The 17,787-nt window shown below is 67.7% G+C and carries 17 protein-coding genes; 5 read left to right on the top strand and 12 right to left on the bottom strand.

The annotated features are described in order from the left end of the window. Both AC3ITN_RS07845 and AC3ITN_RS07840 read right to left on the bottom strand, forming a co-directional pair. Positions 1 to 1,089 carry an NHL repeat-containing protein gene (locus AC3ITN_RS07845; protein ID WP_313344082.1) on the bottom strand — a complete coding sequence of 363 codons (1,089 nt, stop codon included), beginning with the start codon at positions 1,087 to 1,089 and terminating at the stop codon, positions 1 to 3. Next, the gene (locus tag AC3ITN_RS07840) at positions 1,089 to 3,596 is read right to left on the bottom strand and encodes a TonB-dependent receptor (RefSeq protein WP_489392891.1); all 2,508 of its coding nucleotides are present in this window, start codon (positions 3,594 to 3,596) and stop codon (positions 1,089 to 1,091) included. The genes AC3ITN_RS07845 and AC3ITN_RS07840 overlap by 1 nt, the downstream gene beginning before the upstream one ends. Before the next feature lie 199 nt (positions 3,597 to 3,795). Between AC3ITN_RS07840 and upp the strand changes: the two genes are divergently transcribed. Continuing rightward, entirely contained in the window at positions 3,796 to 4,431 is a 636-nt protein-coding gene (upp, locus tag AC3ITN_RS07835) for a uracil phosphoribosyltransferase (protein ID WP_489392560.1), read from the top strand. A 41-nt stretch (positions 4,432 to 4,472) separates the two neighbouring features. Here the strand turns inward: upp and AC3ITN_RS07830 are convergent, their stop codons facing one another. The 6 genes from AC3ITN_RS07830 to rsmD form a co-directional block, all read right to left on the bottom strand. Next, positions 4,473 to 5,360, bottom strand: a complete 888-nt coding sequence (locus tag AC3ITN_RS07830; protein ID WP_489392559.1) for an MBL fold metallo-hydrolase — start codon at positions 5,358 to 5,360, stop codon at positions 4,473 to 4,475. A 114-nt stretch (positions 5,361 to 5,474) separates the two neighbouring features. Then, a complete protein-coding gene (gene ggt / locus AC3ITN_RS07825) occupies positions 5,475 to 7,211 on the bottom strand; it encodes a gamma-glutamyltransferase (RefSeq protein ID WP_489392558.1) in 1,737 nt (578 codons plus the stop codon). Then, positions 7,208 to 7,489 carry a YfhL family 4Fe-4S dicluster ferredoxin gene (locus AC3ITN_RS07820; protein ID WP_313344069.1) on the bottom strand — a complete coding sequence of 94 codons (282 nt, stop codon included), beginning with the start codon at positions 7,487 to 7,489 and terminating at the stop codon, positions 7,208 to 7,210. The genes ggt and AC3ITN_RS07820 overlap by 4 nt, the downstream gene beginning before the upstream one ends. A gap of 127 nt (positions 7,490 to 7,616) precedes the next feature. After that, a complete protein-coding gene (locus AC3ITN_RS07815; RefSeq protein WP_313344067.1) occupies positions 7,617 to 8,108 on the bottom strand; it encodes a hypothetical protein in 492 nt (163 codons plus the stop codon). Positions 8,109 to 8,157: 49 nt separating this feature from the next. Then, a complete protein-coding gene (gene coaD / locus AC3ITN_RS07810; protein ID WP_313344065.1) occupies positions 8,158 to 8,667 on the bottom strand; it encodes a pantetheine-phosphate adenylyltransferase in 510 nt (169 codons plus the stop codon). Between the two features lie 7 nt (positions 8,668 to 8,674). Continuing rightward, positions 8,675 to 9,355: a 16S rRNA (guanine(966)-N(2))-methyltransferase RsmD gene (gene rsmD, locus AC3ITN_RS07805; RefSeq protein ID WP_489392557.1), complete on the bottom strand. Its 681-nt coding sequence runs from the start codon at positions 9,353 to 9,355 to the stop codon at positions 8,675 to 8,677. Between the two features lie 63 nt (positions 9,356 to 9,418). Here rsmD and htpG point away from each other — a divergent pair, with 63 nt between their 5' ends. Continuing rightward, positions 9,419 to 11,317, top strand: coding sequence for a molecular chaperone HtpG (gene htpG / locus AC3ITN_RS07800; protein WP_489392556.1), 1,899 nt, complete (start codon positions 9,419 to 9,421; stop codon positions 11,315 to 11,317). Positions 11,318 to 11,611: 294 nt separating this feature from the next. Here htpG and AC3ITN_RS07795 read toward each other — a convergent pair whose 3' ends face one another. Further along, positions 11,612 to 11,911, bottom strand: coding sequence for a hypothetical protein (locus AC3ITN_RS07795; protein ID WP_489392555.1), 300 nt, complete (start codon positions 11,909 to 11,911; stop codon positions 11,612 to 11,614). Between the two features lie 200 nt (positions 11,912 to 12,111). Between AC3ITN_RS07795 and ftsY the strand changes: the two genes are divergently transcribed. The 3 genes from ftsY to AC3ITN_RS07780 all read left to right on the top strand — a co-directional run bounded on the left by ftsY (position 12,112) and on the right by AC3ITN_RS07780 (position 15,202). Then, a complete protein-coding gene (gene ftsY, locus AC3ITN_RS07790; protein WP_489392554.1) occupies positions 12,112 to 13,611 on the top strand; it encodes a signal recognition particle-docking protein FtsY in 1,500 nt (499 codons plus the stop codon). A gap of 177 nt (positions 13,612 to 13,788) precedes the next feature. Beyond that, positions 13,789 to 14,928, top strand: coding sequence for an A/G-specific adenine glycosylase (gene mutY / locus AC3ITN_RS07785; RefSeq protein WP_489392553.1), 1,140 nt, complete (start codon positions 13,789 to 13,791; stop codon positions 14,926 to 14,928). A 4-nt stretch (positions 14,929 to 14,932) separates the two neighbouring features. Further along, entirely contained in the window at positions 14,933 to 15,202 is a 270-nt protein-coding gene (locus AC3ITN_RS07780) for an oxidative damage protection protein (protein WP_489392552.1), read from the top strand. 114 nt (positions 15,203 to 15,316) lie between these two features. Here the strand turns inward: AC3ITN_RS07780 and AC3ITN_RS07775 are convergent, their stop codons facing one another. From AC3ITN_RS07775 to AC3ITN_RS07765, 3 genes are all read right to left on the bottom strand, one after another. Beyond that, positions 15,317 to 15,745 (bottom strand): DUF6491 family protein, encoded by a 429-nt coding sequence (locus tag AC3ITN_RS07775; protein ID WP_489392551.1) that lies wholly within the window; start codon positions 15,743 to 15,745, stop codon positions 15,317 to 15,319. A gap of 88 nt (positions 15,746 to 15,833) precedes the next feature. Then, complete coding sequence (gene lolD, locus AC3ITN_RS07770; protein ID WP_313344046.1) at positions 15,834 to 16,547, bottom strand: lipoprotein-releasing ABC transporter ATP-binding protein LolD; 714 nt, start codon at positions 16,545 to 16,547, stop codon at positions 15,834 to 15,836. Further along, complete coding sequence (locus AC3ITN_RS07765; RefSeq protein WP_313344044.1) at positions 16,540 to 17,781, bottom strand: lipoprotein-releasing ABC transporter permease subunit; 1,242 nt, start codon at positions 17,779 to 17,781, stop codon at positions 16,540 to 16,542. Before AC3ITN_RS07765 ends, lolD begins: the two co-directional genes overlap by 8 nt. Positions 17,782 to 17,787 lie beyond the last annotated feature (6 nt).

Raw genomic sequence — 17,787 nt, 5'->3', positions numbered from 1 at the left:
TCAAGGCGCACACTCCAGCGGCAGCGACAGCTGTCTGGCCACGCTGGCCCAGTCGAACGCGACCACGCCCTGGTCGTCGTGCACGGCGTACAGCGCGCCGTGCGGGAAGCGCGGCGACGCCGCCTGGCTCAGCCAGATGCCATCGGTGTTGGCGACCGTGTTGCCCTGGAACGCGCCCACATGCTTGAACGTGTGGCGGTCGAACAGGTGGAACACGCTGCGCTGCTTGCCCTGCTCGGTGGTGATCCACCAGCCGTCCTTGCCGCAGGTGCGCAGCATCACGCCTTCGGCCTGCGCCTTGAACGCATCGCGACCGAACGTGGTACCGCTGAACGTGCCCTCCAGCGAGTACACCTTGATTTCGCTGGCGTAGGTTTCGTCTTCTTCGGCGATCAGCAGGCGGTCGTTGGCCGGGTCGCCCCAGATCGATTCGACCACGCGCAGCGCACCGGCTTCACCGGTGTCGCCGATGCTCGCGGCGAGCGAGGCCTGGAGCGTGCCGTCCTTCACCTGCAGCGCATAGCGACGCACGCGCTTGTCCAGCTCGGCCAGCGGTGGCAGCACGTCGTTGCCCTGCGCGTCTTCGCCCGCGTCGTACGAGTCGGTCACGTACACGTCGTAGCCGGTGGCCTGCTTGTTGACCCACAGCCCGTACGGCTTGCGCAGGTCGTCGGTGGCGAAGCTGCCCAGCGGCGTGAAATCCGGCAGCTGCAGCACCTGCACGCGGTGGTTGTCGCGCTCCACGATCAGCACCAGGTCGTCGACCACGGCGATGCCGTTGGGTCGCCCGAACTGGCCGGGCGCCGTGCCGGTGCTGCCCACATCGCGCAGGTGCGCACCGGTCTGGCCGTCATACACCACCAGCTTGTCGGTGGCCTTGGCGGTGGCAATCAGCCATACCTGCCCCTCCGGCGTGGTCCAGCTGGCCGGCGAGTCGATGTTGTCGGCGGGTGTCATCGGGGTCACGAATGCCTCGGCCACGGTGGCCACGACGCGGCCGGTGGTGGCCGCCGCCGGGTCCACGGGTGCCGGCGTGCAGCCGGCCAGCACCGCGAGCGTTAGCAGACCGATCACGGGGCGCGCGCGCATCACAGCGCCACCTTCAGGCCCAGCGCATAGGTGCGGCCGTACTCTTCATTCTGCAGGGTCCGCGAACGCACGCCCTGGTAGAGCTCCAGCGGCTTGTCGAGCAGGTTCTGCGCTTCGAAGTACACGCTCACGTTGGACGTGATCTTGTAGTCCAGGCTGAAATCGAGCTGGGTGTTGGGTGCCACGTAGATGTCGTACGCGCGGCTGTCGCCCAGCGTGTCGAGGTATTCACTGCGGTACACGGCCGCGATACGGGTGCTGAAGCCAGCCTTCTCATAGCCCAGGTGGGCGCTGTAGACGTGCTTGGAGGCGCGCGGCAGGGTGAAATCGTCATCGGCGCGGCCGTCCAGGCCCGGGTTGAAGTCGGTCTCCAGCCAGGTGCCGCTGGCGCCGACCAGCAGGCCGTCCCAACCCGCCGGCAGGAAGCTCAGCTGCTGCTGCCAGTTGAACTCGGCGCCGTACACCTTGGCCTTGTCGCCGTTGATCACGCGGGTGACCTCGAAGCCCGGGTAGTCCGGATCGCTGTCGCTGACCGTGTTGACGATGTAGCCGTCGATGGACTTGTGGAACAGGCCCAGCGAGAGAATGCCGGTGCTGCCGATGTAGCGTTCCATGGAGAAGTCAAGGTTTTTGGACGCGTACGGATCCAGTTCCGGGTTGCCCAGCCGCACTTCCTCGTCGCCACGGTTGTAGCCGATGCGCGGGGCGATGTCGCCGAACGACGGGCGCGATACGGTCTTGTTGGCGGCCGCGCGCAGTACCCAGTCGCTGCCGGCGTCGTAGCGCAGGTGCAGGCCGGGCAATACGTTGGTGTAGCTGCGGTCGGCGCTGAGCGGGGTGACGGTGTAGCTGCGGCCGTTGGCGGCCACATCCACGCGGTTGCCGGTGGCCTGGAACCGGGTGTTCTCCACCCGCACGCCGCCGATGATGCGCAGGTTGCCCACGTCCCACGTGCCCATGGCATAGGTGGCGAAGATATCTTCGCTGGCGGTGTAGTCCTCTTCGAGCGAGGTGATCGCATTGCCGCCGACATCCTGCGGACGGGCACTGTACTGGCTGCCGAACTGCGCCCAGTAGCGGCGCATGGCGTCCGAGCTCATGCCCTGCCCCAGGCTGCCGCCACGGTGATCGGGCGTCGAGGTGGTCCAGTCGGACAGGGCCACGTCCGGGCCAACCCGCAGTTCGCGCTCGTCGGTATCCACGTCACGGTCGCGCCAGCGGCCGAGCAGGCCGAACTTGTAGCTGCTGTTGTCGCCGTCGAAGCGGATGTTGACCTGCGCGCTGTGTTCCTTGTCATCCACGCGCTTGGGCGAGACCACGAAGCGGTCGAAATCGTAGTTGCCGTTGTCCATCCAGCCCGCATCGCTGAGGGTGTAGCGCGGAATGCCGCTGTTCTGGTCCACGGTGGCGGCCAGGTCGTCGCCGTTGTATTCGAAGCGCGCTTCCATTTCGTCGTTGACGCGTTCTTCGGTGCGGGTATAGCCGATCTTGTAATCGAGCACCGCATTGGTCAGGCGGTTCTCGCCGCCGAGGCTGGCCGCGAAGGTGTTTTCCTTCTTGGTGCGGTAGCGCATGCGCTTCTGGATCGCATCGGCCGGCAGGTCGTCGACGCGGTACTGGTTGTTGCCCAGCGCGGTGACCTCGCCATCGCCGAAGTTGAAGATCGTGCGCTGGCGCGTTTCGGCATCGTCGAACTGGCTGTAGAGGGTGCGCAGGTAGTACTGGCTGTCCTCGTTCGGGCGCCAGTCGAGATTGAGGTTGGCGCCGATGCGTTTGCGCTCGATCTCGTACTTGCGGTGCTGCAGACTGCTGGCGAACAGATCGTCTTCGTCGCCGCCATCGAACTCGGCGTACTCCACTTCGCTGTTGTCGGACTCGAACCTGCGGTTCTGGTAGTTCACACCCAACGCGACGCCGAAGGTATCGGCGAAGACTTCGCTGTAGTTGAAGGCGGCCTTGGGGCTGGTGTGGCCCGAGAGGTCCTGGTGGCTGGCCTCGATCTTGCCGCGCAGGCTGCGCCCGTCCCGGTCGAAGGCCGATGCCGATTCCACCAGGATCGCGCCGCCGATGGCGTCGCCCGGCATGTCCGGGGTGGGCGACTTGACCACGCGCAGGCGCTCGGTGGAGTCCGACGGAATGACGTCCAGCGGCGCGGCGCGGCTGGAATCTTCCGGGGTGCCGATGGCGATGCCGTCCACGCTGACGCTGTTGAGGTTGGCATCCAGGCCGCGGACGACCACGAAGCGGCCTTCGCCCTGGTCGCGGGTGACGCTCACGCCCGGCAGGCGCTGCAGCGATTCGGCCACGTTCTTGTCCGGGTACACGCCCATGGCGTCGGACGATACCGCGTCCTGGATCGCATCGCTGCTGCGCTTGAGGTCGACCGCACGGGTCTGCGACTCCAGCTGCGGGCGCACTTCAACGCGGTCCAGCTCGGTGGCCGCCGCAGCGCCGGCGAGGTCCCCACTCGCGGCGGCCACGGCAGGCGCGGTGGACAGGACCAGCAATGACAGGCTGATGGCGAGCCCCAACGGCGATTTCTTCTGCACAGCATCCCCAACGGTGTAAAGGTTGGGTCAGCACGGTATGTCCGCGAGGTTGCACGGGCATGACACCGGTGGCGACGGCGAGGGCCAGGCGATGCCGCTGGCCCGGTACAGCGCGGGTGCGGCAAAATGGTGCCCTCCCCGTTTTGTTGGCATTCCCATGAAAATCGTCGAAGTCCGCCACCCGCTGGTGCAGCACAAGATCGGCCTGATGCGCGACGCGTCCCTGAGCACCAAGGACTTCCGCGAGCTGGCCAACGAACTCGGCGGCCTGCTGGCCTATGAGGCCACCGCCGACCTCGACACCGAGGCCCACACCATGGCCGGTTGGGCCGGTCCGGTCACGGTCCAGCGCATTGCCGGGGCGAAGATCACGGTGGTGCCGATCCTGCGTGCGGGGCTGGGCATGCTCAGCGGCGTGCTGTCGCTGATTCCGGCGGCGCGGGTGAGCGTGGTTGGCCTGCAGCGCGACGAGGAAACGCTGCAGCCGGTGCCCTACTTCGAGCGCCTGACCGGCCGCCTGGAAGAGCGCGACGCGCTGATCCTGGACCCGATGCTGGCCACCGGCGGCACCCTGATCGCCACCATCGACATGCTCAAGCGTGCGGGCGCGCGCCGGATCAAGGGCATCTTCCTGGTCGCCGCGCCGGAAGGCATCGCCGCCGTGCAGGCCGTGCACCCGGATGTGGAGATCTTTACCGCGGCCATCGACGCCCGGCTCAACGAGAAGGGCTACATCCTGCCGGGCCTGGGCGATGCCGGCGACCGGATTTTCGGGACGCGCGTGGTGGGCTAGAACGAAACGGGGACGTACCCCGTTGATTCGGGGGCGTGGCGCTACGCCAGGGCCCTTGCTTTCAACTCGCCCTGCTCGTGGGCGGTGCCGAAGCGGCCCTTCTCGTCGCGGGTGACCTGGGCCAGCGCGACCTGCGGGTCGTGGGTAAAGAACAGGTGCACGTTGCGCGCGAGTTTGTCCTCGAGGAAGCTGCGCTTCTCGTCGATCAGCAGTTCGGCGTTGCGGTCATAACCCATGGTGATCGGTACGTGCACCCACGAGCGGCCCGGGATCAGGTCGGCACAGAACACCACGCCTCCGCGCGACTGACCGTCGCTCTGCTCGGGGCCGACGATCTCGGCCAGCATCAGGCCCGGGGTGTGGCCATCGCTGAAGCTGAAACGCACGCTCTCGCCGAGCGTGCGCGAATACGGTCCCTGCACGATTTCCAGCCGGCCGCTGTCGCGCAGCAGCTGCGGCAGCTCGGGAATGAAACTGGCGCGGTCGCGCGGGTGCGGATGCAGCGCGCGTTCCCAGTGTTCGGCACCGACCAGGAAGGTCGCGTTGGGGAACAGCAGCTCCGCATCGCGGCCTTCGCTCCACGGCGCCAGCAGGCCGCCGGCATGGTCGAAGTGCAGATGGCTGAGCACCACCACGTCGATGTCCTCATGCTCGAAGCCGGCTTCGCGCAACGACTCGATCAGCACGTGGCTGGGCTCCTGCACGCCGTAGCGGTCACGCAGCTTCGGCTCGAAGAAGGCGCCGATCCCGGTTTCGAACAGCACCGTCTTGCCCGCCAGTGGACTGGCCAGCAGTGCACGGCAGGCCAGCTCGATCCGATTGAGATCGTCCGGTTCCGCCCATTTTTCCCAGACCGCACGGGGAGCGTTGCCGAACATCGCACCGCCGTCGAGCTTTTGTGAGTTACCGCGGATGGACCATAGTTTCATCGGTAAATTATCCGGCGACGGGCGTTAATAATTCGCTATGTGCAAAACGCAGAAACCCCGCCGTGGCGGGGTCTTCGTGTTTTCCAGGCCGGCGTGGTTGCCGGCCAACGGGCGTTACCGTGCGGGCGCGATGGCGCCGGAGCCGACCGGGTTGCGCTTGTCGCTGCCCACGCTGAGCGCGTTGCTGCGGCGGTTCCATTCCACGGTCTGCAGGTTGCCCCACACATGGCTGGAGCCACGGCCGCCTTCGGCGCTGTCGCCAGGCAGGTCGATCTTGTGACCCATGGCCTGCAGCTGCTTGATGGTGGCCGCGTCGAAGGCACCGCTTTCGGCGTCGATCACATCCGGCAGCCACTGGTGGTGGAAGCGCGGCAGCGCGGCAACCTGCTGTGCGGTCAGGCCGTCGTCATAACCCAGCACACCCAGCAGCACCATGGTGATGATGCGGCTGCCGCCCGGGGTGCCCAGCACCACCACCTTGTCGTTGGACTCCATGAAGGTGGGCGTCATCGAACTGAGCATGCGCTTGCCCGGCTTCGGTGCGTTGGCCGCGTAACCCATCACGCCAAAGGCGTTCGGCGTGCCCGGCTTCAGCGCGAAATCGTCCATTTCGTTGTTGAGCAGCACGCCGGTGCCCGACGGAATCAGGCCCGAGCCGTACAGCAGGTTCACGGTCTGGGTCGCGCCGACGCGGTTGCCCTGCTGGTCGATGATCGAGAAGTGCGTGGTCTCGTCGTCTTCCAGCGGGGTCGGATTGCCCGACAGCAGGTCGCTGGGCGTGGCTTTCTCCGGGTGGATGGTGGCACGCAGGCCCTGCGCGTAGTCGCGGCTGGTCAGCACCTTCTGCGGGATCTGCACGAAGTCCGGGTCGCCCAGGAAGAAGGTGCGGTCACGGAACGCGCGACGCATCGCCTCCACCACCAGGTGCGTGCGGTGCGCCGGGTCCATCGACTTCAGGTCCCAGCCTTCCAGGATCTGCAGCATGGAGGCCAGCGCGATGCCGCCCGACGACGGCGGCGAGGCCGTGGTGATCTTCCAGTCGCGGTAATGGAACACGATCGGCTCGCGCTGCTTGACCCGGTAACCGGCCAGCTCTTCGGCGGTCCAGCGGCCACCGGCCTGCTTCACCCCGGCCAGCAGCAGTTTGCCGGTCTGGCCACGGTAGAAACCGTCGAAGCCCTGGGCGCCCAGCCGCTCCAGTGTTGCCGCCAGTTCGGGCTGGCGGAATACGTCGCCCTCGGCGATCGGCGTGCCGTTGCGCAGGTACACCTCGCGCGTTCCGGGATAGCGCTCCATGACCTCGCGGCGCGAGGCATAGCCCTTGGCCATGCGCGCGTACACCGGAAAGCCCTCGCGCGCGATGCGGATCGCCGGGGCCAGCGAGGCCTGCAGCGGGAGCTTGCCGTGCTTGGCCGACAGATCCACCAGCGCTGCCGGCAGACCCGGAATGCCGGCCGACCATGGGCCGTTCACCGAACGGTCGCGGTCCAGCTCACCCTTCCTGTCCAGGAATGCCTCGGGCGTAGCCGATTCCGGCGCGGTCTCGCGCGCATCCAGCATTACGTCCTTGCCGGTGGTCGCATCGTGCAGCAGGAAGAACCCACCGCCACCCAGCCCCGAACTGATCGGCTCGACCACGGCCAGCGTGGACGACACCGCCACCGCCGCATCGAAGGCATTGCCGCCCTGGGCCAGGATCTCCATGCCAGCCTCGGTGGCCAGATGGTGGCCACTGGCGATGGCCGCACCTTCGGGATGGGGAGCCAGCGCGGCCTGGGAGGGCTCGGCGGCCCACAGCGCCGGCGTCCACAACAGGACGAGCAGCAACCAGCGACGGGAGGGGGTGTTCATTCGGGCGCAGACTCCGCATAGAGTTCGGGATGATCGCGCTGGAGCCCAAACAGCTTGGCCAGCAGCGCTTCCTGGGTTTCCGGGATGTCCGGATCGGGATCGATGCACTCCACCGGGCAGACCACCACGCACTGGGGTTCGTCGAAATGCCCCACGCATTCGGTGCAGCGTGCAGGGTCGATCACGTAGATGGTGTCACCCATCGAAATGGCCTGGTTGGGACAGGCGGGCTCGCATACGTCGCAGTTGACGCAGAGCTCATTGATTTTCAGCGACATGGCGTTACTCCACGCCAGTGCCGGCAGAGGAAAACCGGCCTGCACATGCGCGCGGGCCGGTCAACGGCGGCGTCCTTGGCGGACACCGCCCGGGCCGTACCCGAAGGCACGGCCGCCAGGGCACGGCTTACTTGGCTTCGACGAAGATGTACTCGGCGCCGGTCGGCTGGATGATCGACTGCACGCGGGCATTGTCAGCGGCCAGGCCGATGAACACCACGCGCACACCCTTCATCGAGTCCGGCGACACGTCCTTGAACACGGCCTGGATCATGTCGGCCATCTTGCCCGAGGCAGACGAACCGAAGGCCAGCATGTTGCCCGGCTGCACGCCACGCGCGACGGCGTTGGTGGCGCTTTCAACCTGACGCTCGTACTTGGCCTGGAACTCCGGATCCGATTCCGGCGAGAGGTAGTACAGGAACGGGCTGTTGGTGATGTTGCCCATGTTCTGCACGGCCACGGACTGCAGGTACTTCTTCCAGCCCGCATCGTCGTCCTTGGCCGGGGCGACCAGCGCCTGCTGGGCTTCGGCGACCGGAGCGGCCTCTTCCTTCTTGCAGGCGGTGAAGGCCAGCGCGAACGACGCGATCAACATGGCACGCATGGTGTTGTTCATGGAATTCCTCCCTCTTGGTGATTCTTGGTATGTGTGGATCTGACGGGTTTTACGACTGGCCCGACTTCGCTTCGCGGACCCTGCGCAGCGCCTCGAGCACGGACGCCGGCACGAAGCCGGATACGTCGCCGCCCAGGCGGGCGATCTCGCGGACCAGCGAAGACGAAATGAAGCTGTGCTGCTCGGCCGGGGTCAGGAACAGCGTCTCGACCTCCGGAATCAGGTGGCGGTTCATGCTCGCCATCTGGAATTCATATTCGAAATCGGACACCGCGCGCAGGCCGCGCAGCAGTACCCCGCCCTGCACCGAGCGTACGAAATGCGCCAGCAGGGTATCGAACCCAATGACGTCCACATTGCGGTTGTGGCCCAGTGCATCGCGCGCCAGCTGCACGCGCAGCTCCAGCGGCAGCGTCGGCCCCTTGGAGGGACTCTGCGCCACCCCCACCACCACCTTCTCGAACAACGGCGCGGCCCGGTTCACCAGGTCGATGTGACCGTTGGTGATCGGATCGAAGGTGCCCGGGTATACGGCGATGCGGCGGTTGGCTACGGTCATGCGGAAGCTACGCGTTCTGATCTGGTGAAAGTGTAGCAGCGGCGCGCCTGTACAGGGCAAAGCGGACCTCACGGGTGGCCCCCTCGCGGTGCAGCAGCCAGCCGGCGGGCACCCGCAGGGTCTGCCCGGCGGGCGATTCCAGGTACAGCCAGGCGTCCGCGGCCAGGTGTGGCCCCAGCCCCGCCAGCACGGCCTCCCACAGGCCATCGGCAAAGGGCGGGTCGATGAAGACGAGGTCGGCCTGCCCGGCCGCACGCTGGCCCAGCCACTGCAGCGCATCGGCCTGGACCACCTCGACCTGCGCCTGCGCTCCCAGCCGGCCCACCGAGTCGCGCAGCTGACGGGCCAACGCCGCGTCCTTCTCCACCAGGGTGGCGTGCGCGGCGCCGCGCGAGACCGCCTCCAGGCCCAGCGCCCCGCTGCCGGCGAACAGGTCCAGCACCCGAGCCCCGCCCAGGCGCGGCATCAGCCAGTTGAACAGCGTCTCGCGGACCCGGTCGCTGCTCGGTCGCAGCCCGGGGGCCAGCGGTACCGGCAGCTTGGTGTTGCGCCACTTGCCGCCGATGATGCGGACCTGGCCGGTGGCCGCCGCAGGAGAGGGTCGAGATTTCATCGGTGCATTGTAGAGCCACGCCCTGCGTGGCTGCGGCAACGCGCATGCGATGACGCAACCTTGAAAACGGGACAATCCACCCCTACCCCTTGACCAGCCGCCGCGCCGGGCGCGGCACCGTCCAAGGAGCACTCCCCGATGACCGAGCAGACCCACAAAGAAACCCTGGGCTTCCAGACCGAAGTGAAGCAGCTGCTGCAGCTGATGATCCACTCGCTGTACTCCAACAAGGAAATCTTCCTTCGCGAGCTGATCTCCAACGCCGCCGACGCCTCCGACAAGCTCCGCTTCGAGGCGATTACCCAGCCGGGCCTGCTTGAAAGCGATGGCGACCTGCGCATCCGGGTCAGCGTCGATGCCCAGGCCCACACGCTCACCATCGAAGACAACGGCATCGGCATGAGCCGTGACGAGGCCATCGCCCACCTGGGCACCATCGCCAAATCCGGCACCGGCGACTTCCTGCGCCAGCTCTCCGGCGACCAGAAGAAGGACTCGCAGCTGATCGGCCAGTTCGGCGTGGGCTTCTACAGCGCCTTCATCGTCGCCGACCAGGTCGACGTGTATTCGCGCCGCGCGGGCCTGCCTGCCAGCGAAGGCGTGCACTGGTCCTCGCGCGGCGAAGGCGAGTTCGACGTCGAGACCCTCGACAAGCCCGATCGCGGCACCCGCATCGTCCTCCACCTCAAGGACGACCAGCAGGACTTCGCCGACGGCTGGCGCCTGCGCGGCATCATCAAGAAGTACTCCGACCATATCGGCCTGCCGATCCAGATGGCCAAGGAACACCACGGCGACGATGCCCCCGCCGAGGTCGAGTGGGAGACCGTGAACCGCGCCAGCGCGCTGTGGACCCGCCCGCGCACCGAGATCACCGATGCCGAGTACCAGGAGTTCTACAAGCACGCCGCGCACGACCACCAGGACCCGCTGGCCTGGAGCCACAACAAGGTGGAAGGCAAGCTCGAGTACACCTCGCTGCTGTACGTGCCCGGCCACGCGCCGTTCGACCTGTACCACCGCGACGCGCCGAAGGGCCTGAAGCTGTACGTGCAGCGCGTGTTCGTGATGGACCAGGCCGAACAGTTCCTGCCGCTGTACCTGCGCTTCATCAAGGGCGTGGTCGACTCCAACGATCTTTCCCTGAACGTCTCGCGCGAGATCCTGCAGAGCGGTCCGGTCATCGACTCGATGAAGTCGGCCCTGACCAGGCGCTCGCTGGACATGCTGGAGAAACTGGCTGCGGACAAGCCCGAGGTGTATGCCGGGTTCTGGACGCAGTTCGGCCAGGTGCTCAAGGAAGGCCCCGCCGAAGACGCCAACAACCGCGAGAAGATCGCCGGCCTGCTGCGCTTCGCCTCCACCCACGACGCCAGTGGCGAGCAGAGCGTGTCGCTGGCCGACTACATCGGCCGCATGGTCGAGGGCCAGGACAGGATCTACGTCCTGACCGGCGACAGCCACACCCAGGTCAAGGACAGCCCGCACCTGGAAGTGTTCCGCAAGAAGGGCATCGAGGTACTGCTGCTCACCGATCGCATCGACGAGTGGCTGATGGGCTACCTCACCGAGTTCGACGGCAAGTCGTTTGTCGATGTCGCGCGTGGCGACCTCGACCTGGGCGCGCTGGAAACCGCCGAGGACAAGCAGGCGCAGGAAGCGGCGGCGAAGGAAAAGCAGGGTCTGGTCGAGCGGATCAAGGCCGCGCTGGGCGACGATGTGGCCGACGTGCGCGTCTCGCACCGGCTCACCGACTCGCCCGCCATCCTGGCCATCGGCGAACAGGACCTTGGCCTGCAGATGCGCCAGATCCTGGAGGCCAGCGGCCAGAAGGTGCCCGACAGCAAGCCGGTGTTCGAGTTCAACCCTGGCCATCCGCTGATCGGCAAGCTGGACCAGGAAGCCGACGCCACCCGCTTCGGCGACCTGAGCCGCGTGCTGTTCGAGCAGGCCGCGCTGGCGGCCGGCGACACGCTGAAGGACCCGGCCGCGTATGTGCGCCGCCTCAACAAGCTGTTGTTGGAACTGTCGGCCTGAAAAGGCCGGCACCGGTAGTGCCGGCCGCTGGCCGGCTCGCCGCGATGATGAATCACCCCGTAGTGCCGGCCGCTGGCCGGCTAGCCGCGATGATGAATCACCCCGTAGTGCCGGCCGCTGGCCGGCTAGCCGCGACGATGCATCACCCCGTAGTGCCGGCCGCTGGCCGGCTAACCGCGACGATGAATCCCCCCGTAGTGCCGGCCGCTGGCCGGCTGGCCGCGACGATGAATCACCCCGTAGTGCCGGCCGCTGGCCGGCTAACCGCGATGATGAATCAACCCGTATTACCGGTCAGGCCTTGTCGTCCAGCAACGCCCCAAGCATGTCATCGGCACGCCGGATCAGGGTCGCGTTGGCCGTGAACGCCAGCACCTCGGTGCGCGAAGCGACCAGATCGGCCAAGGGCGGGGCCGGGTCGGCATCGGCCACCGCCACCTGGGTGGCCACGCCGCCGTCAGCAGTGCTGCTGCGCTGCAGCTGCAGCCGCTGCGCATCCGGGGTGGCCAGGTTGGCCACGTTGCGCGCGGCGACCTGCACGCCCTGCTGTGCCGCGCGCATGCCGCTGCCCGCGATGGCCAGGATGTTGCCCATGGTGATCGTCCTGGACCGTGAAAATACGGTCCTCCACGTTTGTTAGCGGCATGCCAGGGACAATATTGAGGGGACAGCGGACCAACAGTCCGCTCTACACGGTCCGCTCTACACAGCCCGTTTCACCCGTCCGCTCTATTGCACGCGGGCCCTACAGGCCCGGGTGGTAGCATATCCCCCTGATTTCAGCGCCGATCCCAATGCTCAGTTTCTTCCGACGCAAAAAGCCCCAGGACGCTCCGCAGGACGCGCCCAAGACCCAGCACTACTCGACTGAAGAGCTTGCCGCGGCCTTCCCGTCGGCCGCTCCGGCCACGGACCCGGCGACGCCGGCCGCTGACCCGGCAGCGTCCGCTGCGCCCGCTGGGACGAGCGCGGCCCCGGCAACGCCGATTCCGGCCCCGGACGCGCCCACCTTCGCCCCCGCCGCAGCGCCTGTTGCGCCGCTGCCGCACGTCGCCCCCGTGGCATCGCCTGCCGCAACGGCGCCGCGCGTCGCCCCGGTCGCGCCGCCCGCGGTGACCGCACCGGGCACCCCCGCGGTCGCGCCGCAGGCGGCAACCGCACCGAGCACCATTGCGGCTCCGCCCACCACGCCGATTCCGGCCCCCCTGGTCCCGCCCGCCGCCACGACACCCGCCCCGGCGGTAACGCCCGAAGCATTCCCGACAGCGCCGGCCGCCCCCCTGCAACCGACCCTGGTCGCCACCGAGATCGTCCAAGAGGCCGCCCAGCCGCTGGCCACGCCGTCCGCCACGGATGAAGCCGCCCCGGCCGCGCCCGGCAAGACCGGTTGGCGCGACCGCCTGCGCAACAGCGTCATCGCGCGCAGTTTCGGCGGCCTGTTCGCGCGCAATCCCAAGCTCGACGACGACCTGCTGGATGAACTGGAAACCGCGCTGATCACCGCCGACGTCGGCGTCGGCGCCACCACCGCGCTGGTAGAAGGGCTGCGCAGGCGCATGAAGGCGCGCGAGTTTGTTGATGCCAATGCCCTGCTCAAGGCCCTGCGCGCGGACCTGATCGCGATCCTGCAGCCCGTTGCCCAGCCGCTGGTCATCGACCGCAGCGCCAAGCCGTTCGTGGTGCTCACCGTCGGCGTCAACGGCGTCGGCAAGACCACCACCATCGGCAAGCTGGCCAAGCGCTTCAAGGACGACGGCCACAGCCTGATGCTGGCCGCCGGCGACACCTTCCGCGCCGCCGCCGTGGCCCAGCTGCAGGCCTGGGGCGAGCGCAATGGCGTGGCCGTGGTCGCGCAGGGCCAGAACGCCGATGCCGCCTCGGTCGCGTTCGATGCGCTGCAGGCCGGCAAGGCGCGCGGCACCGAGGTGCTGATCGCCGATACCGCCGGCCGCCTGCATACCCAGGGCGGGCTGATGAACGAGCTGGGCAAGATCCGCCGCGTGCTGGGCAAGATCGATCCCAGCGCGCCGCACGAAGTGCTGATGGTGATCGACGGCACCACCGGCCAGAACGCACTCTCGCAGCTGCGTCAGTTCCATGCCGCGGTCAACGTGACGGGCCTGGTGGTGACCAAGCTGGATGGCACCGCCAAGGGCGGCGTGGTGTTCGCACTGGCACGCGAGTTCGGCATTCCGATCCGCTTCGCCGGCATCGGCGAGCGCCCGGAAGACCTGCGCGTGTTCGATCCGGAGGCGTTCGTGGATGCGTTGTTGCCGGAAGCGCTGGGCGGCTGAGCCACCGCGTGGACACGCATGGCGTGTCCCTACGCTGGGCGGATGCGGCATGGGCACGCATGGCGTGTCCCTACGCTGGCTGGACGCGGCATGAAAACGCGTAGCGACACGCCATGCGTGTCCCACGTAACCTCGGACCAGAACGCCATCCCGCCCCCTTCGCCAAACGCACCCCACATGCCCCGCCAGCCTCCCGCCCGCGACACGCCCGCCATCAACGACGCCTTCGTCGCGCGACTGCTGCCGTGGTTCGACGGGCACGGTCGGCATGACCTGCCCTGGCAGCACCCGCGTTCGCCGTATCGGGTGTGGCTGTCGGAGATCATGCTGCAGCAGACCCAGGTCAGCACGGTCATTCCGTACTTCCTGAAATTCCTGTCCGTGTTTCCCACCCTGCCCGCGCTGGCCGCGGCCAGCAACGATGCGGTGATGGCGCAGTGGGCCGGGCTGGGCTACTACGCCCGTGCACGCAATCTGCATGCGGCCGCGCAACGGTGTGTCGAACAGCATGGCGGTGAGCTGCCGCGCGATGTCGATGCCTTGATGGCGCTTCCGGGCATCGGCCGCAGTACCGCCGGCGCGATCCTCAGCCAGGCCTGGAATGCGCGTTTCGCCATCCTCGATGGCAACGTCAAGCGCGTGCTCAGCCGCTATCACGGCATCGACGGGTTCCCCGGCCTGCCGGCGGTTGAAAAAGTTCTCTGGGCATTGGCCGAGGCGCACGTGCAGCACGTGCCGGCCAACCGCCTGGCCGATTACACCCAGGCCCAGATGGACCTCGGCGCGACCGTCTGCACCCGCAGCCGGCCGGCGTGCGTGATCTGTCCGCTGCAGGACGATTGCGTGGCGCGGCGCGAGGGTCGCAGCGACCAGTTGCCGACGCCCAAGCCGTCGAAGGTGCTGCCCGAACGCGAGGCGGTGGCGCTGCTGCTGCGCGACGGGCAGGGCCGGATCCTGCTGCAGAAGCGGCCGGACACCGGCATCTGGGCGCAGCTGTGGACGCTGCCGCAGGCCGAGCGTGGCGCCGACCTGCAGGACTGGTTCGACGCGCATGTCGATGGCGCACTGGAAGACGCCGAGGTGTTGCCGGTGCTGGAGCACACCTTCAGCCATTACCGCCTGCACCTGCAGGTCCTGGTGCGCCGCGTGCAGGGGTTGCGGCGGGAAGACCCCGCGTTGCGCTGGGTGGCCGCCGCCGACCTGCCCACGCTGGGCCTGCCTGCGCCCATCCGCAAGCTGCTGGAGAGCGGTGCCCCGCCCGTCCGGGCCAAGCGCCGTACAATGCGTGGTGCAACACCCTCAGACGATTTCGAGTAAGCCCATGTCCCGCACCGTTTTCTGCCAATACGAACACCGCGACACCGACGGCCTGGATTTCGTGCCGTATCCCGGCGAACTGGGCCAGCGCATCTTCGCCCACATCGGCAAGAGCGCGTGGAGCAAGTGGCTGGCGCACCAGACCATGCTGATCAACGAGAACCGCCTCTCGCCGCGCGATCCCAAGCATCGCGCGTTCCTGGAAGAGGAACTGGTGAAGTACCTGTTCGGCGGCGGCGCCGAGGCCCCGGCGGGGTTCGTGCCGGAGGCGTAGGCCGTAGTGCCGGCCGCTGGCCGGATCCTCGCGATGATGGGTTCATGGGGAGCCGGCCAGCGGCCGGATCCACGCGAGATACGGGGTTCATGGGGAGCCGGCCAGCGGCCGGCACTACCGCACCTGCGCCTGGCGCAGCTGCTTTTCGGAGGCGCGCAATGCCTGCACATCCAGCTTGCGGATGCTGCCGATGAAGCACGGCACCTGCGGACCGCTGGTGGAGTCGCGTACCAGTACCTTGTCGAAGCGCGAGGACACGCGACCCATCTGGCTGGTGAGGCCGATCGCGGTGGCATAGCTCAACCCCTGGCAGTCGCCACGGAGTTCGAGCAGGTACGCCTCGCCCGGGCGCGTCCAGACCGCCAGCGCGCTGTCGCCCAGCTCGGTCCAGCCGTTGAGGGAACCGAAATACTGCATGTCCTGCTGCGGCGGGCCGGCATGCGCGCGGTACAGCGCCAGCCGCTCGGTGCTGCTCAGGCGGCCGGTACTGGCACAGGCCACCAGCGACATACCCAGAACGACCGCTGCGATCAGCTTCTTCATGGCCCCTCCGTTGTGTGATGAACACCCGGATCATGTACCCGGGAACGACCGGTCTTCCACCCGCCTGACCGGCCGTTCAGCGCCCAGCTCAGACCTGGCTGTGGGCCAGGCTGTGCAGGCGCCCTTCGCGCAGCTCCAGTACCCGGTCCAGCTTGCGCGCCAGGCTGCGGTCGTGGGTGACCAGCACCAGGCTGGTGTGGTGGGCGCGGTTGAGTTCCAGCATGAGCTCGAACACGGTGGCGGCGGTCTTGTCGTCCAGGTTGCCGGTGGGCTCGTCGCCGAGCACGCAGGCCGGGCGGTTGACCAGTGCGCGCGCCACGGCGGCGCGCTGACGCTCGCCCCCGGACAGCTCGCCCGGCTTGTGGTCGAGCCGATGCCCCAGCCCCACCGACTCCAGCAAGGCCTGCGCGCGACCCTTGGCGTCGGCCACCTCTTCGCCGGCCAGCAGCACCGGCATCATCACGTTTTCGAGCGCGGTGAATTCGGGCAGCAGGTGATGGAACTGGTAGACGAAGCCCAGTGCGCGGTTGCGCAGGCGGCCGCGCTGGCTGTCCGACAGGGCCGACATGCGCTGGCCGGCCACGAACACTTCGCCGGCAGTGGGCGTGTCCAGCCCGCCCAGCAGGTGCAGCAGGGTGCTCTTGCCGGCGCCGGAGGCACCGATGATCGCGACCGTTTCGCCTGCGGCCACGCTCAGGTCCAGGCCGTTGAACACCGGGGTCTGCATGCGGCCTTCGGCATAGGTCTTGGCCAGCCCTTGGGCGCGGATGACTTCGTCGCCACGGTTGATCGGCTCATTCATAGCGCAGGGCCTCCGCCGGCTGGGTGCGGGCGGCGCGCCACGCGGGATACAGGGTGGCGAGGAAGCTCATGACCAGGGCAACCACGGTGATGATGACGATGTCCGGGGTCTGCATGTCGGTAGGCAGGCCGGTGATGTAATAGACGTCTTCCGGCAGCAGCTTGACGTTGAACAGCGTCTCGATCGCGCCGAGGATCCGCTCCAGGTTCAAGGTAAGGGTGATGCCGCCCACCACGCCCAGCACGGTGCCGAAGATGCCGATCAGCGAGCCCTGCACCATGAACACCTGCATGATTCCGCCGGGGGTAAGGCCGAGGGTGCGCAGGATGGCGATGTCGGCCTGCTTGTCGGTGACCAGCATGACCTGCGAGGACACCAGGTTGAAGGCGCCCATGGCGATGATCAGCGAGAGCAGGATGCCCATCACCACTTTTTCCATGCGCAGCGAGTGGTACAGGTTGGCGTTCTGCTGGGTCCAGTCGCTGACCCGGTACGCGCCGCCCAGGCCGTGCGCGAGGTCGACGCCGACCTCCAGCGCCTTGTCCATGTCATGCAGCTTCAGCCGCACGCCGGTCACGCCGTCCATGCGCAGCACGCGCTCCAGGTCGGCCATGTTGGCGTAGGCCACGCCGCGGTCGATCTCGTTGTACCCGGCCTCGAAGATGCCGCTGACGGTGAAGCGTTTCAGCCGCGGCATGGCGCCCATGGGGGTGCCCTGCACTTCGGCCAGCGTCACCAGTACGGTGTCGCCCACGTCCACGCCCAGCCAGGTCGCCAGCTCCTTGCCCACCAGCAGGTTGTAGCTGCCCGGGGTGATGCTGTCGAAGCTGCCCTTCGTGACCTTGGTGTTGATCACCGACACGGCAGGCTCCAGCGCCGGGTCGATGCCCTGCACGATGGCGCCCTGCACGCGCGGCCCGCTGAGCATGGCCTGGATCTCGATGTACGGCGCCGCACCGGCCACGCGCGGATCCTTGTGGGCCACCTCGACGGCACGCTGCCAGTCCGACATCGGCGCGCCATCGGCGGTGATGGTGGTGTGGGCGGTCATCTGCAGCAGGCGGTCACGGATTTCCTTCTGGAAACCGCTCATCACCGCCAGTGTCGTGATCAACACGGTCACGCCCAGGGCAATGCCCAGGATGGAGGCCATGGAGATGAAGGAGATGAAGCCGTTGCGGCGTTTGGCCCGCAGATAGCGCAGGCCGATAGCGACTGGTATGGGTTTGAACATGCAGGT

This window comes from Stenotrophomonas sp. KH_036_B (assembly GCF_057839485.1).
Note: the sequence above shows the minus strand (reverse complement) of the source record. Positions and strands in the feature narration are given on the sequence as shown.